Origin of the sequence: Domibacillus sp. DTU_2020_1001157_1_SI_ALB_TIR_016, from assembly GCF_032341995.1 — a bacterium.
Classification (GTDB): domain Bacteria; phylum Bacillota; class Bacilli; order Bacillales; family Domibacillaceae; genus Domibacillus; species Domibacillus indicus_A.
This window is the reverse complement of sequence record NZ_CP135438.1, coordinates 826,325-840,256: the sequence shown is the minus strand read 5'-3', so window position 1 is coordinate 840,256 and position 13,932 is coordinate 826,325. Positions and strand designations below refer to the sequence as shown.

Sequence of the window (13,932 nt, the reverse complement as noted above, 5' to 3'; positions counted from 1 at the left end):
GAGGACCGGGGTAATAAAATGAAAAAAAGAACACTTTCTGCCCTTTTAGCCGGACTATTAAGTTTGTCCCTGTCTGCCTGCCAGCCGGCTCCTCAAAAGGAAAACGTGCATACAGACAGGGACGAACCCAGGATTACGTTAACGATCCGAAATCCAAAAGTAGAAATTTCTACACAGTTTGAACAAATGGCGATCGCTTATGAAAAGGGCCATCCCAATGTCAAAATAGATATTCATACGGTAGGCGGCGCTGTGGATGACTTTTCCGATTTAAAAGCAGAAATAGCTGCAGGCACAGGACCCGATATTTTTACCAACAGCGGTTACGAAACGGCCAAAGAATGGCAGGGCTATTTGGAAGACCTTTCTGACCAGCCATGGGTTAAGCAGGCTTATGAAGAAGCGTTAACGCCGATGACCTTCGACGGAAAAATACATGGAATGCCGATGAATTTGGAAGGCTACGGATTTATCTACAATAAAGATTTGTTTCAAAAAGCAGGCATTGATGCCGTTCCAACAACGCTGACAGATTTAACAGCAGCAGCCCAAAAGCTGCAAAAAGCAGGTATTACCCCTTTTGCAACCGGCTATTATGAAGAGTGGAAATTAGGCGACCACTTAATGAACGTAGCATTTGCCCAGCAAAAAGATCCGGCCGCTTTTATCCAAAGCCTGAATAACGGGAAAGAAACCATTCAAGACAACCCGGCATTTCATGATCTTATTGATCTGTTAGATGTCACCTTAAAATATGGAAATCGCGATCCTTTAACGACGGATTACAACATGGAAGTGAATTTATTTGCTTCCGGGAGAGCCGCCATGATTCAGCAGGGAAACTGGATACAGCCGATGATTGATCAGCAGTCACCGCATATGAATATCGGCTTTCTCCCCATCCCCCTGAATGACCACACTAAAAGCAAGTTAGTGGTCAGTGTGCCAAATTATTGGGTGATCAATAAGCAATCGTCCCCTGCAGAAAAAAAAGCAGCAAAGGAATTTTTAAACTGGATGGTGTCCACGAAACAAGGCCAGATGTTTATGACCGACCGCTTTAAATTTATTCCTGCCTTTAAACATATCAAAGCGGATCATTTAGGACCGCTGGCGGATGAAACTATCCACGCCTACAAAGAAGGAGATACCCTGCACGCCAATTGGTTTCACTTTCCGAGCGGCATTAAAGAAGAATTCGGCGCGGCTATGCAGCTGTATATTGGAAAGCAGCTGCCGCGCAAGCAATTGCTCGATGAATTTCAAAAATCGTGGGAAAAAGCTTCAAACAGCTGATTTCATTAAAACATCCGTTTTTTGTTTTCAAGTCGCTAACCTCATACTTTTTACTTACACCCCATCTTGATGGGGTGTTTTTTTCACGCTTCCTTTTTCCCGCACCAAATCAATTTAAGACGAAATCCTGATCAATCTATGCCATATCCAGAAAACCCGGACTCTCTTATACTTTTACTTGTATTACATACATGACGGCACCGCTGCTTGTCACCCCAGCGGTGTCCCTTTATCAAAACGTACAGGAGGAAGAAAAATGAAATTTCACAAGCTTGCCGCAAAAGCCAGCGTTGTATCGCTTAGTGCTGGTATTTTACTAGGAGGAATCAGCCCGCAGGCATTTGCCGCACCAAAAGACACGTTCGATCATAAAGAAACGTACGGAACTTCCCAAATTACCCGCTCTGACATGCTGGATATGATCAAGCAGCATGGCGATGCCAAGTATACAGTACCTCAGTTTGACGCATCAACAATAAAAAATATCCCCGCTGCCCAAAAAGTGGATGAGAACGGCAACTTGATGGATTTAGATGTATGGGACACATGGCCATTGCAGAACGCGGATGGAACCGTAGCAGAATATAACGGCTACCATATCGTGTTTGGACTCGCCGGAGATCCGAAAAACGGCAGCGACACATTCATTTACATGTTCTATAAAAAAGCAAATGAAAACTCAATTGATGCATGGAAAAATGCAGGAAGAGTATTTAAAAACGACGATAAGTTTAAGCCAAACGATCCATATTTAAAATATCAGGCAGAAGAATGGTCTGGTTCTGCAACGTTCACAGAGGATGGGAAAGTCCGCTTGTTCTATACAAACCGCGAGCCATTTACACCTGAATCGGGCCATTACGGTAAACAAACGCTGACAACTGCTCAAGTAAACGTGTCTGAAGAAGCAGCTGGCACGCTGAAAATTGATGGTGTAGAAGATTATAAATCTATTTATGAAGGCGGAGACAGCAAAACGTACCAAACGGTTTCAAAGGCATTCGGTGAAGGAAACTTTGCAGATAACCATACGATGCGCGATCCTCACTATGTGGAAGATAACGGACATAAATACCTTATATTTGAAGCAAACACAGGAACGGAGTATGGCTACCAGGGCGAGGAATCTCTGTATAACAAAGCTTACTACGGCGGCAGCGAGCAATTCTTCCAGGAAGAAAAAGCAAAGCTTCTGCAAAGCCCTAAAAAGGACTTGGCTGAGCTTGCAAACGGCGCCATCGGTATCATTGAAATCAATGACGATTATACAATGAAAAAAGAAATGAAGCCTTTAATTGTATCTAACACTGTCACAGATGAAATTGAACGTCCAAACATCTTTAAGAAAGACGACAAATGGTACCTGTTTACGAGCACACGCGGTTCTAAAATGACGATTGACGGCATCGATAACGAAGACATTTACATGCTTGGCTATGTAGCAGATTCTATTGACGGACCATACAAGCCGTTAAATAAAACAGGTATTGTATTGCATCAGGACCTAAACCCTCGTGATATTACATGGACATATGCGCACTACATTATTCCGCAAAAGAACAACGACAACTTTGTTGTGACAAGCTACATGACAAACAGAGGCTTCTTTGAAGACCACAAGTCTACTTTTGCTCCAAGCTTCCAGCTTGATATCGAAGGACCAAAAACATCCGTTGTAGAAAACGGCATTCTTGAACAAGGCCAGCTTACGATTAACGAGTAAAACAGCATTTTTAAAATGCTTTATAAGATTTACGAAAAAGAAAATGTCCGTTTACATGGCATTTTCTTTTTTATTTTTAAAAAAAGTGTGGTGAGCATAAATGAGTAAACATTTTTGGCAAAAAAAGCCCTCTGTCTGGATCTACCTGCTCCTTCTTGTTGTATGTACAGTCGGACTGTCTGTATATTTCGTTTCTTCCTCAACAGAACAGACCGCAACAGAAGAACAAAAAGCACCATCGTACCGGGCAGACTACCATTTTACCGCCCCTGACAAGTGGAAGAATGATCCGCAGCGGCCTGTTTATTTTAACGGAAAATATCATTATTATTACCTTTACAACAAGGATTATCCGAGTGGAAATGGAACCGAATGGCGCCATGCCACCTCAGAGGATCTGGTGCATTGGCATGATGAAGGCATTGCTATTCCAAAATACACAAATAAGAATGGCGACCCGTGGTCAGGCTCTGTTGTCGTAGATAAAGACAATACCGCCGGCTTCGGCCAGAACGCTTTTGTAGCGATTGTTACACAGCCCTCTAAGAATGGCGGAAAGCAGGAGCAATTTTTATGGTACAGCACCGATCATGGAAAAACGTTCACCTCTTACAGTGACAAGCCGATTATGTCCAATCCGGGTACAAAAGATTTCAGGGACCCAAAAATCATCTGGGATGACGAGCACCATAAATGGATGATGGTAATGGCGGAAGGAACGAAAATTGGCTTTTATGAATCCGCAGACTTAAAGAAATGGCAGTACACGAGCGGCTTTTTTACAAAGGATATCGGCCTTATTGAATGCCCTGATTTATACATGCTGCGTGCAGATGATGGGACCGTTAAATGGGTGCTCGGAGCCAGTGCAAATGGAAAGACGGCCGGCAAGCCCAACACATATGCTTATTGGACAGGAACTTTTAACGGAAAAGCATTTTCCCCCGACTATAATGAACCCCAGTGGCTTGATTATGGTTTTGATTGGTATGGAGGGGTCACATTTGAAAGTGGCACGGAAAGCGATAAGCTGACAAAACGGTATGCACTCGCCTGGATGAATAATTGGGATTATGCCCATAATACACCGACCTTGCAGGAAGGCTTTAATGGAATGGACTCAATTGTCCGTGACATTACGTTAAAGCATGCAGGCGATCATCAATATTATCTGGCTTCACAGCCTATTGAAGCATTAAATGAATTGACTGCTTCCACCGATTATTACGAACAAATTGAAGTCGATGGTGCTAAAACCCTTCCTGTATCCGGTGATGTGTATCAATTGGAAACCGACATTTCCTGGTCAGACCTTCAAAATATAGGCCTACGGCTGCGGGAATCAGCGGACCGAACCCGCCATGTGGATGTAGGCATTTTCACCGCTGGCGGTTACTCTTATGTGAACCGCGGCTTTACGGGACATCCTGATAAAACGAATCACTCTCTTGAAAGCAAGGCACCATTTGATACCGGCAAAAAGCAGGTGCATGTAAAAGTACTTGTTGATAAAACAAGTATTGAGGTATTTATCGATGACGGAAAAGTGGCCCATTCGAGCTTAATCTTCCCCCCTCTTACCGATAAAGGCATTACCCTTTTCTCTGATGGCGGTAAAGCTGTTTTTAAACATGTAAAAATTCAGCATCTCAATTAATTCATTGAAATCCTTATAGATTGCAAAAATGACTGCTTTACTTTTTCATTTCATACAAAAAGACACCCTTTCGTTTTTGAAAGAGTGTCTTTTTTGTGTACTAGGACTTAGCTGATAATTTAAAACCTTGAATGATTGCGTCAATATCTTCCTCCCTAATGTTAATAACCTCTCCTACATGCTTTGCCTGGACAAGTGCTTTAGCACTGTACTCTGCTACTTCAATGCGGTCAAACACTTTTAATAAATTTTCCCCGGTTACCACCGCATAACCGTTTTCCACTAATAAGACAGGGTTATTATCTGCAATCTTTTTCGCTACAGCTTTATAATGGTCACTTCCTGTATCAAACGGAACTTTACCGATATCTCTTAAAACAACATAAGCTTCCGGAATAATATGGGTATTGTAGCTGGTTTCTGTAATCGCATATGCCATTAAGTATGGCGGTGCTATAACAGCTGCGGAGGAGATTCCAGGGTGCTCTTGATAAATTTTTTCATGTAATTCATAGAATTCACAGGGCTCTTTTAATGCTTCACATTTCCCCTCTTTTAGATGAACAATGTCTTGAGTAGAAATTAACTTTCGATCGGTATGAGCTGGGGTAACTAAGATTGAACCATCTGAAAGTTTAACCGATAAACTCCCCATTTTGCTCGTAATGAGTTTTCGGTCGTAAAGGCGCTTTAAAAATTGAACAATAGCATCCCGAGCCTGGGCTTCCTCTTCCGTTTGGCTATGCTTCTCTTGTACTGGCAGCTGCTTTGCCCCGCTGTCGTTTACTTTTTTCAGCTGCTCTTCTGTTAGTTCAAATGTTTTGCCAATAGTATTTGCGTTTATTTCAATACGTGCTAGATATTCAAGCGTTTCAAATAAATGAAAGGCTTCGAAAAGATCTGTTCCGCCCACCACTAACCCATGGTTTTCCATAATCACAGCATTTCCACCTTTAGCAAATTGAGAAGCAATGTTGTTTTTTAGCGCCTCGCTTCCTGGAATAGCATAAGCAGCAATTTCCATTGAGCCGGCAATGTGCTTATACGTATTCATGAATAGCTTTGCATTCGGTTTTTTGCGTGCCATGCTAAAGGAAACAAGTGCCGGCGGGTGTGCATGAACAATTGCTTTAATATCCGGCCTCGCTTCATAAATCCCTTGATGAAAAGGCAATTCAACGGAAGGAGTATGAATGCCTTCAGCGGTTCCATCTTTTTTTAAACACATAATATCTTGCACTGTTAGGTTTCCTTTGTCCACACCCGAAGGAGTGATCCACATATCACCATTTTCATCAATCAAAGAAAGATTTCCACCGGATATCGTCGTCATTTCATATTTATAAATTCGTTCCATAATACTTACAATTTGTTCAGCTGGGTGTATATTAGTCTTCATCAGCTCATCCCTTTCAATGTTTCTTTCCTAGAAGCGATTTCTTTAAATTTTTTCAACAAAGCCGCATCTTTTTGATTGACTGGCCGATATTTTTTAATGTTAAATGAATGCCGTATTAACTGGCGCCCTGCTTGTAAATCCTTGACCTCTTTTTCGGCAATTAATTGAATCAGCAAATTTCCAATAGCTGTTGCCTCAAAAGGTCCAGCATAAACCGTTTTTCCGCTTATCTGTGCGGTCAGCTCGTTTATCAAGTCATTTTGCGCTCCCCCACCGACAATATAAATCTCTTCAATCGCTCTTCCGTTCATTTCTTCAACTTGTTCAATAGAAGCTGCATACATCACTGCCAGGCTTGTAAAAATACAACTGGCCAGCTCTCCTGCTGTCTGCGGAACTTTCTGGTTTGTTTCTCTGCAATATTGTTGGATTTCTTCAATCATATTTTCAGGATTTAAGAACCGATCTTCATTAAAATCAATAAACTGTTCACCATTTTTTTCTTTTCTTGCTTCAATCACAAACTGCTCAAAATTAAAATCTTTTGGCAGATGTCTTCTGACTTCCTGAATAATCCACATTCCCATGATGTTTTTTAAAAACCGATAGGTTCCAAAGGCGCCCCACTCATTTGTATAATTATTTTCTCTTGTCAGATCTGTAATGACGGGATGCTCGTTTTCAATGCCAATCAAAGACCAGGTTCCACTGCTCACATATGCCCAGTTGTTCCCTTGTCCAGGTGAACCTGCAATGGCTGAAGCCGTATCATGAGATGCTACTGTAATAACTTTCGTGATCGGTAAATCAAAAGAAGGAAACCTTCCACGCAGCAAATGACCAAGGTTTCTTCCAGGATAAGTAAGCGACGGAAATTGGTTTCTTGAAATGCCCAGCAGCGCTAGCAAGTCTTCATCAAAATCCCCTGTATGAATGTTTAACAGCTGTGTTGCCGAAGCATTGGTTATCTCCGTTACCGGAATTCCCGTTAAACAAAATCCTAAATAATCAGGTACTGTCATAATAAACTTTGTTTTTGAAAGGTTTTCGGGAGTTTCTTCATACAATTGATACAAGGTATTAAACGACAAAAACTGTATTCCCGTTTTTTCATAAATGGTTTTTTGCGGTAAATGAGCCGTAACTTTCTCAATCGTTTTTTCTGTTCGCTTATCGCGATAAGAGATCACTTCCTGCACACGGTTTCCATTTTCATCTACCAGCACATAATCCGTTGCCCACGTATCGATTCCAAGCGTACAAACTTCGCAGCCAAGATTTTTGGCTTGCTCTAATCCTTTTAAAATTTCGTTGAGCAAGTGTTCAATATCCCAAAAACACATTCCATCTTTTTTTATAAAGCCATTTGCAAATCGATGTATTTCCTTGATCTCCAGTTTTTCATTTTTAATATCTCCGACTACAAGGCGTCCGCTTGAAGCACCAATATCTACGGCAATATGGATCATTCTCCCCTCCTCCTTAATGCTTTCAATCCATGCATAACATTTCGCTCGCTTCGCCCAAAAAAATCGTGTACTTGCAAATAATATTGATAAAGCTTTTCGTAAATAACACTGTTTTCCTCTGAAGGACTGATTACTGTGCCAGACGTTTTTGCCATATAAGATGCGGCTTCCTCCAGAGAGTCATATCCACCCTGTTTTCTTCCTGCTGCTACGGCAGCGTAAATAGCCGAGCCGAGGGCAATAACTTGCTCCGCGTCTGTTATCTTTATATCGCGTTTTAATACATCAGCATAAATTTGCATAAGCAGCTTATTTTTCTTTGGCAGCCCGCCACATGCAAAAATATCCTCAATCTCTATATTTTCATTTTCAAAAGATTCAATAATTTTTCTTGTTCCAAAAGCAGTTGATTCAAGTAATGCCCGGTATATTTCTTCTGGCTTTGTAGCTAGGTTTAGCCCAATGATAGCCCCTGATAAATGACCATCCATGAGAACAGATCTATTTCCGTTCCACCAATCGAGCGCGATCAGTCCCGATTCTCCAGGATTTAAACGTGCTGCTTTTTGCTCTAGGTAATTGTGGATATTCATACCTTTGAGATAAGCTTCTTTTTTAGCATGCTCAGGAACACATTCATTGATATACCAGGCAAAAGCGTCTCCCACCGCCGCTTGTCCGGTCTCATAACTTATGGCGCCCGGTACAATACCGTCTTCTACTACTCCGCAAATTCCTTCTAACATTTGCTTTTTTTCTGCAATGAGCATATGACAGGTCGATGTCCCCATCGTCATCACAAATTGCCCAGCATTCACTGCTCCTACCGCAGGTACTCCTGCGTGTGCGTCAATGATACAAACAGAAACCGCTATTCCCGGATTTAATCTCAGCCTATCAGCCATCTCTTCTGTTAAAACGCCTGCGCATTCTGCTACATTTTTTATTTCTCCGCGTAATTTTGTCTCACCGGCTGTCTCTAATCTTTCATCTACTGATTTTAAGAAAGAAGCAGAAGGATATCCTTCTCCATTGTTCCAAAAAGCTTTATAACCACTGAGATTACTGCTCCTAACCAACCGGCCCGTCAGCTGCATTGTAATCCAGTCCCCTGCTTCAATAAACAAATCAGCAGCTTCATAAATAGAAGGATCTTCCCGTAAAACTTGTAACATTTTTGGGAACAACCATTCTGACGAAAATTTCCCTCCGTATTGCTGCAGGATTGGTTCGTTTCTTTCTTGAGCAATCCGTGTGAAATCATCTGCTTCTTTTTGAGCGGCATGGTGTTTCCAGAGTTTTACCCAGCTATGAGGATGATTTTTCCATTTTTCCCGGAAGCACAATGGCTCGCCTTCTTCATCAACAGGTAAGAGGGTGCATGACGTAAAATCAATGCCAATTCCAATTACCTCTTCTTTATTGATCCCGCTTTGCTTCATTACTTCTGGAACAGATTTAAACAATACATCCAAATAATCCCGTGGATGTTGAAGCGCCCAATCCTTTTCAAGTTTTACTCCATTAGGAAGTGATTCGGCGATTACTCCGTGGTGATAAGGTGTGACATGAGCCGCCGCTTCACTTCCGTTTTCTACGTTTACAAGCACTACTCGCCCTGATTCTGTCCCATAATCAATACCGATCGTATACTTAGCCACATTTACAACCTCCTTTTCTCCATAAAGTAAAACCCCTCTCACGAGTAAACGTTAGCGGGAGAGGGGGCAAGTTATAGTTACATTAAATTAAAAATCATAATCCGCTGCATTTTCTTTTGTGAAGTCTGTTGGAGGACCCATGATAACTGTTTTACCATCTTCCCAAAGTTCGATTTCACCTACACCTTCAACGTTTTGCCCGTTTTCTGGTTTCTCACCTTCAACCAAATCTTTTGCAAGAGCCACTGTTAAGTAACCCAGCTTATCTGGTTCCCAAAGAATGGCCACATCCAATGCTCCATCTTCTAAATAAGGAGAAGAATCTTTCGGCAGCGCCGTACCAACAACCGCAATTTTATCTTGAAGTCCTTTTTCTTGAATCGCCTGAGCTGCGCCAAGTGGTGCTGGTGTTGAAAATGCCATAATACCTTTTAGATCCGGATTAGATTTAATCAAATCCAATGTTTTTTGATACGCAACTTGCTGTTTTTCATCAGTTGCAATTTTATCTGTAACGAGTTGGATGCCAGGATAGTTTTCTTCGAGTTCTTTCTTGGCTGCATCAATCCACGTGTTTAAGTTTGCTGCCGACAATCCACCTGTTAAAATAGCAATCTGGCCTTCTTCAGTGCCCATTTGTTCAACAAGTGATTGAGCAATGTGTCGACCGTATGCCTCGTCATCAATTTGGTGAACAGATAGCTCAACTAAGGACTGATCCGCCGGCGTATCCCAGTCCATTACAATGATTCCCTGGTCTTTTGCTTTTTTAAGGACCGGTGAAAGGGAAGCCGCATCATTTGGAGCGACCGCGAGAACGTCTACATTTTGGCTAATTAAGTCCTCGATAACCTTTACCTGCTGTGCAGCATCCGGCTCAGTCGGTCCTGTGTAAACCACTTCAACGCCAAGGTCTTTTCCTGCTTTGATAGCACCAGCTTCTGATGCATTAAAGTATGGGATACCAATCAGCTTTGGTACTACAGCAATTTTCACTTCCCCATCATCACCGCCGCCACTGTTGCTTTTCGTACTTTCATTTCCAGCAGCACCTTCCTCTGATACGCACCCTGCCAATAACCCTCCTGCTAAAATAGCAGTTGCAAACAACCCTGTAACTTTTTTCATCTTCCATCTCCCTTTCTGAAATTAGTAGTACGCTTTATTTGATCTGACTTATTCAGGTAAATCCTTTTGTTATTATGCAGCTGATAATTGTTTTTGTTTTTTTTCGTCCAGCTTTGATTTCACAAAGTTAATGACAAGCACTCCTACTAAAATAACCCCCATCATGACAGTTACAATTGAACGAGGAACTCCAAGAAGATTCAATCCACTGGACAACATTTGGAAAATAATTACTGCATATATAGTGCCCATGACTTTTCCATAGCCTCCTTGAATTTCCGTTCCTCCGAGAACAGCTGCTGCTACACTTTGCAGAAGATAGGATGAACCCAAATCTACTTTTACTGTATTGTAACGAGAGGTCATGATAATTGAAGCAATCGTCGCCAGCAAAGCCGCGTATAAATACACTTTCATTAAAACCCGGCTGTTGTTTACGCCCGAAAACAGTGAAGCGATTGGGTTGCTTCCAACCATATAAACGCTTTTTCCCCATCCTGTTTTCGTTAATAAAATACCGGTAACAACGGCGAAAATAATAAAGATAATCATCGATAACGGAACAATTCCCATATAGTAGCCGTTTCCGATTAAACTGTAAGCTTCACTAAAACCAGAAATTGAGTTTCCTTTTGTAATGCTTAATATAATGCCTTCAAATAAAACCATTGTGCCCAGTGTTACAAGGATTGGCGATACCCCGATTTTTGAAATAATAAATCCATTGAGAGATCCGCACAAAAGACCGACTACTACACCTGCTAAAATAGCAACAATCATTGGATATCCGTTGCTCGACATCGTGGCAATCGCCACCCCTGATAGGGCTGCCGTATAGGTGATGGATAAATCAATCCCGCCTGTTACAATAACTACCATCATTGCAAGTGCAATTAATCCAAACTCGGGAAGCTGAAACATCATGTTATTTAAGTTGTTAGAAGACATAAATTCAGGAACTGTGATACTCATTAAAATAAATAAGGCAATGGCAATGAGGCCTAGTATATTTTCTTTAGTCAGTGATATCTTTTTCATGTTTTCACCTCTTTCTTATGCTTCTACTTCGATTTTTGACAACTTCTCTTGAGAGCGTTTGTATTGAACATGATCATAAGAAACCGCTAACAAAATAATGATTCCAGTAAACACTTTTTGCCAGAATGTATCAATTCTCGCCAGAATCAGTCCATTTTGTACAATACCGAGAAGTAGAACACCTAAAACCGTTCCCATTACCGTGCCTCTTCCTCCCATAATATTGGCTCCTCCCAAAACAACGGCTGCAATAACCATTAATTCAAGACCAAGCATTCCATTAGGATCAACGGCTTTTGTGTATGCAGTTTGGGCAATGGCAGCAATTCCTGCTAAAAACCCCATATAAGAAAAAACGAAAATTTGGACTTTATCAAAGTTAATTCCTACGCGGACAGCAGAATCCTTGTTTCCACCAATCGCCATTACTTCCCGCCCGATTAATGTGTATTTCAGCAAATACCAAGTCAACAACGCTACCGCAATAAACATAAGAATAACAATTGAAATCCCAAAAACCTCAAAGCTTGAAAATTTCAAGAAAATACTTGGAAAGCTGCTGCTGTTTAAGTACTGTCCATTGGTAATGTATAAAACTAAACCATTGATGATACTCATCATACCGAGTGTTACTACAATTGCCGGAATTTGAATTTTTGCCACTAAAACTCCATTTATCGCACCAAGTATAATGCCAAGCAATGGTCCAATTAAAAATAATAGAAGAATGGAGACCGGGCTATCTGGCATAATAACCATTATTTTTCCTAAAATCACACATACCGCGCTTGTGACAGCTGCAACCGACACATCAATCCCACCGGTGATAATGACCATTGTCATTCCGATAGCCAATATGCCGAGAACAGCATTTCCTTTAATCACATCCAGTAAGTTGTCTGCTGTAAGAAAAACGGGACTGATAAATGTAAGGACAATACTGAGCAAAATGACAATCATGGCAATACTGACTTCTTTTGACTTTAAAATACTATTCATGCCGGAGCCTCCTCTTCATAAAGCTCTTCTGCTTTAGGACCAAGCAGTGCGTAGTTCATAATATTTTCTTGTGTGGCTTCTTCGATGCCGACTTCTCCTGCTATTCTTCCATGTCTCATAATTAAAATCCGGTCGCTTACAGCAAGAACTTCTGGCAGTTCGGATGAAATCACAATAATCCCCATCCCTTCTGCAGCCAGTTTTCTCATCAGCTTATGAATTTCAGATTTTGCACCAATATCAATTCCATTGGTTGGTTCATCAATAATTAAAATTTTAGGCTTCGTTGAAAGCCATTTTCCGATAACTACCTTTTGTTGATTACCACCGGATAAATCTCCTGCTGCGCGGTTCGGAAGAGCGGGACGGACATCGAGTGTTTTAACATAATGATTGGCTAACTGGACTTCTTTTTTCCGATCAATTAATTTAAATTTATTGCGAAGCTGTTTTAAAACAGGAAGCGAAATATTATTAATAATGGACTGTCGAAGAACAAGCCCTTGCGTTTTTCGACTTTCTGGAACATAAGCAATCCCCTTTTTTACCGCATCTTCAGAAGATTTAATGACAACTGTCTCTCCATTTATTTTCAGCTCCCCTTTATAAGGACGATTCACCCCAAAGATTGCTTGGGCGAGTTCTGTTCTCCCTGATCCAACCAAACCGGTAATTCCAAGAACTTCTCCCTCTTTTAGTTCAAACGTAATATCTTTAAAGTTTCCTTCTTTAGACAACCCCTTTACTTCCAGCAGCGTTTTGCCTGTCTTGACTTTTTCTTTATTTTTCTCGTAAAGAACCTGACGCCCTACCATCAGCTGAATAAGCTTATCTTCGTTTAATTCTTCTGTATCGTAACTGCCTACATATTTTCCATCTCGCAAAACCGTAAAACGATCCGAAACAGTGAAAAGTTCTTTTAATTTGTGACTAACAAAAATAATAGAAATACCTCGATTTTTCAGATCATCAATTACTTTATATAGCTTTTCTACTTCACCTGAGGATAAAGAAGAAGTCGGTTCGTCCATAACGATAAGTTTTGAATCAAAAGCCAATGCTCTGGCAATTTCAATAAGCTGCTGCTGGGCTATGCTTAATTTCTCAACCGGTGTGTGGACATCTATTTCAACCCCTAGCTCTTTCAGCGCTTTTTTTGCTTTTTCTTCCATTTCACTCCATTTTATTTTTTTCCAAGGTTTTTTATCGCTGTCCCGTCCGATATAAATATTTTCTGCTACTGATAAATTTGGAAATAAGCTCAAATCCTGATAAATGATTGAAATACCTTTTAAAGTTGCATCAATTGGCTTTTGAATTTCAGCTTCTTTTCCTTCAAAGTAAAATGCTGCACCCGGATCCGGCTTGTAAATGCCAGCTAAAATTTTAATTAAAGTTGATTTTCCAGCACCGTTTTCTCCAATTAGTGCATGTACTTCTCCTTTTTTAACTTCAAGCATTACATTATCCAATGCTTTGACGCCTGGAAATGTCTTACTTACATTTTTCATTTGAAGTAAATAGTCTTTCACTGCTTTCACCTCTTTAGCTAAATATAGAAA

At 40.9% G+C, this 13,932-nt stretch carries 10 protein-coding genes; 3 read left to right on the top strand and 7 right to left on the bottom strand.

The window, feature by feature from the left end; translation table 11 throughout:
* Positions 1–18: 18 nt before the first annotated feature.
* The 3 genes from RRU94_RS03990 to RRU94_RS03980 all read left to right on the top strand — a co-directional run bounded on the left by RRU94_RS03990 (position 19) and on the right by RRU94_RS03980 (position 4,676).
* Positions 19–1,296: an ABC transporter substrate-binding protein gene (locus tag RRU94_RS03990; RefSeq protein WP_315691893.1), complete on the top strand. Its 1,278-nt coding sequence runs from the start codon at positions 19–21 to the stop codon at positions 1,294–1,296.
* Positions 1,297–1,552: 256 nt separating this feature from the next.
* Entirely contained in the window at positions 1,553–3,019 is a 1,467-nt protein-coding gene (locus tag RRU94_RS03985; protein WP_315691892.1) for a glycoside hydrolase family 68 protein, read from the top strand.
* A 100-nt stretch (positions 3,020–3,119) separates the two neighbouring features.
* Positions 3,120–4,676, top strand: a complete 1,557-nt coding sequence (locus RRU94_RS03980; RefSeq protein ID WP_315691891.1) for a glycoside hydrolase family 32 protein — start codon at positions 3,120–3,122, stop codon at positions 4,674–4,676.
* A gap of 100 nt (positions 4,677–4,776) precedes the next feature.
* On the opposite strand, the gene RRU94_RS03975 is transcribed toward RRU94_RS03980, so the two are convergent.
* The 7 genes from RRU94_RS03975 to RRU94_RS03945 form a co-directional block, all read right to left on the bottom strand.
* Entirely contained in the window at positions 4,777–6,075 is a 1,299-nt protein-coding gene (locus RRU94_RS03975; protein WP_315691890.1) for a class II aldolase/adducin family protein, read from the bottom strand.
* Positions 6,075–7,544, bottom strand: coding sequence for a rhamnulokinase (gene rhaB / locus RRU94_RS03970; RefSeq protein ID WP_315691889.1), 1,470 nt, complete (start codon positions 7,542–7,544; stop codon positions 6,075–6,077). The genes RRU94_RS03975 and rhaB overlap by 1 nt, the downstream gene beginning before the upstream one ends.
* The gene (locus RRU94_RS03965; protein ID WP_315691888.1) at positions 7,541–9,205 is read right to left on the bottom strand and encodes a ribulokinase; all 1,665 of its coding nucleotides are present in this window, start codon (positions 9,203–9,205) and stop codon (positions 7,541–7,543) included. The genes rhaB and RRU94_RS03965 overlap by 4 nt, the downstream gene beginning before the upstream one ends.
* A gap of 87 nt (positions 9,206–9,292) precedes the next feature.
* Positions 9,293–10,333 (bottom strand): autoinducer 2 ABC transporter substrate-binding protein, encoded by a 1,041-nt coding sequence (locus RRU94_RS03960; RefSeq protein WP_315691887.1) that lies wholly within the window; start codon positions 10,331–10,333, stop codon positions 9,293–9,295.
* Between the two features lie 72 nt (positions 10,334–10,405).
* Positions 10,406–11,371, bottom strand: coding sequence for an ABC transporter permease (locus RRU94_RS03955; protein WP_315691886.1), 966 nt, complete (start codon positions 11,369–11,371; stop codon positions 10,406–10,408).
* 15 nt (positions 11,372–11,386) lie between these two features.
* Positions 11,387–12,370: an ABC transporter permease gene (locus tag RRU94_RS03950; protein ID WP_315691885.1), complete on the bottom strand. Its 984-nt coding sequence runs from the start codon at positions 12,368–12,370 to the stop codon at positions 11,387–11,389.
* Positions 12,367–13,902: a sugar ABC transporter ATP-binding protein gene (locus tag RRU94_RS03945; RefSeq protein WP_315691884.1), complete on the bottom strand. Its 1,536-nt coding sequence runs from the start codon at positions 13,900–13,902 to the stop codon at positions 12,367–12,369. The genes RRU94_RS03950 and RRU94_RS03945 overlap by 4 nt, the downstream gene beginning before the upstream one ends.
* Positions 13,903–13,932: the final 30 nt, after the last annotated feature.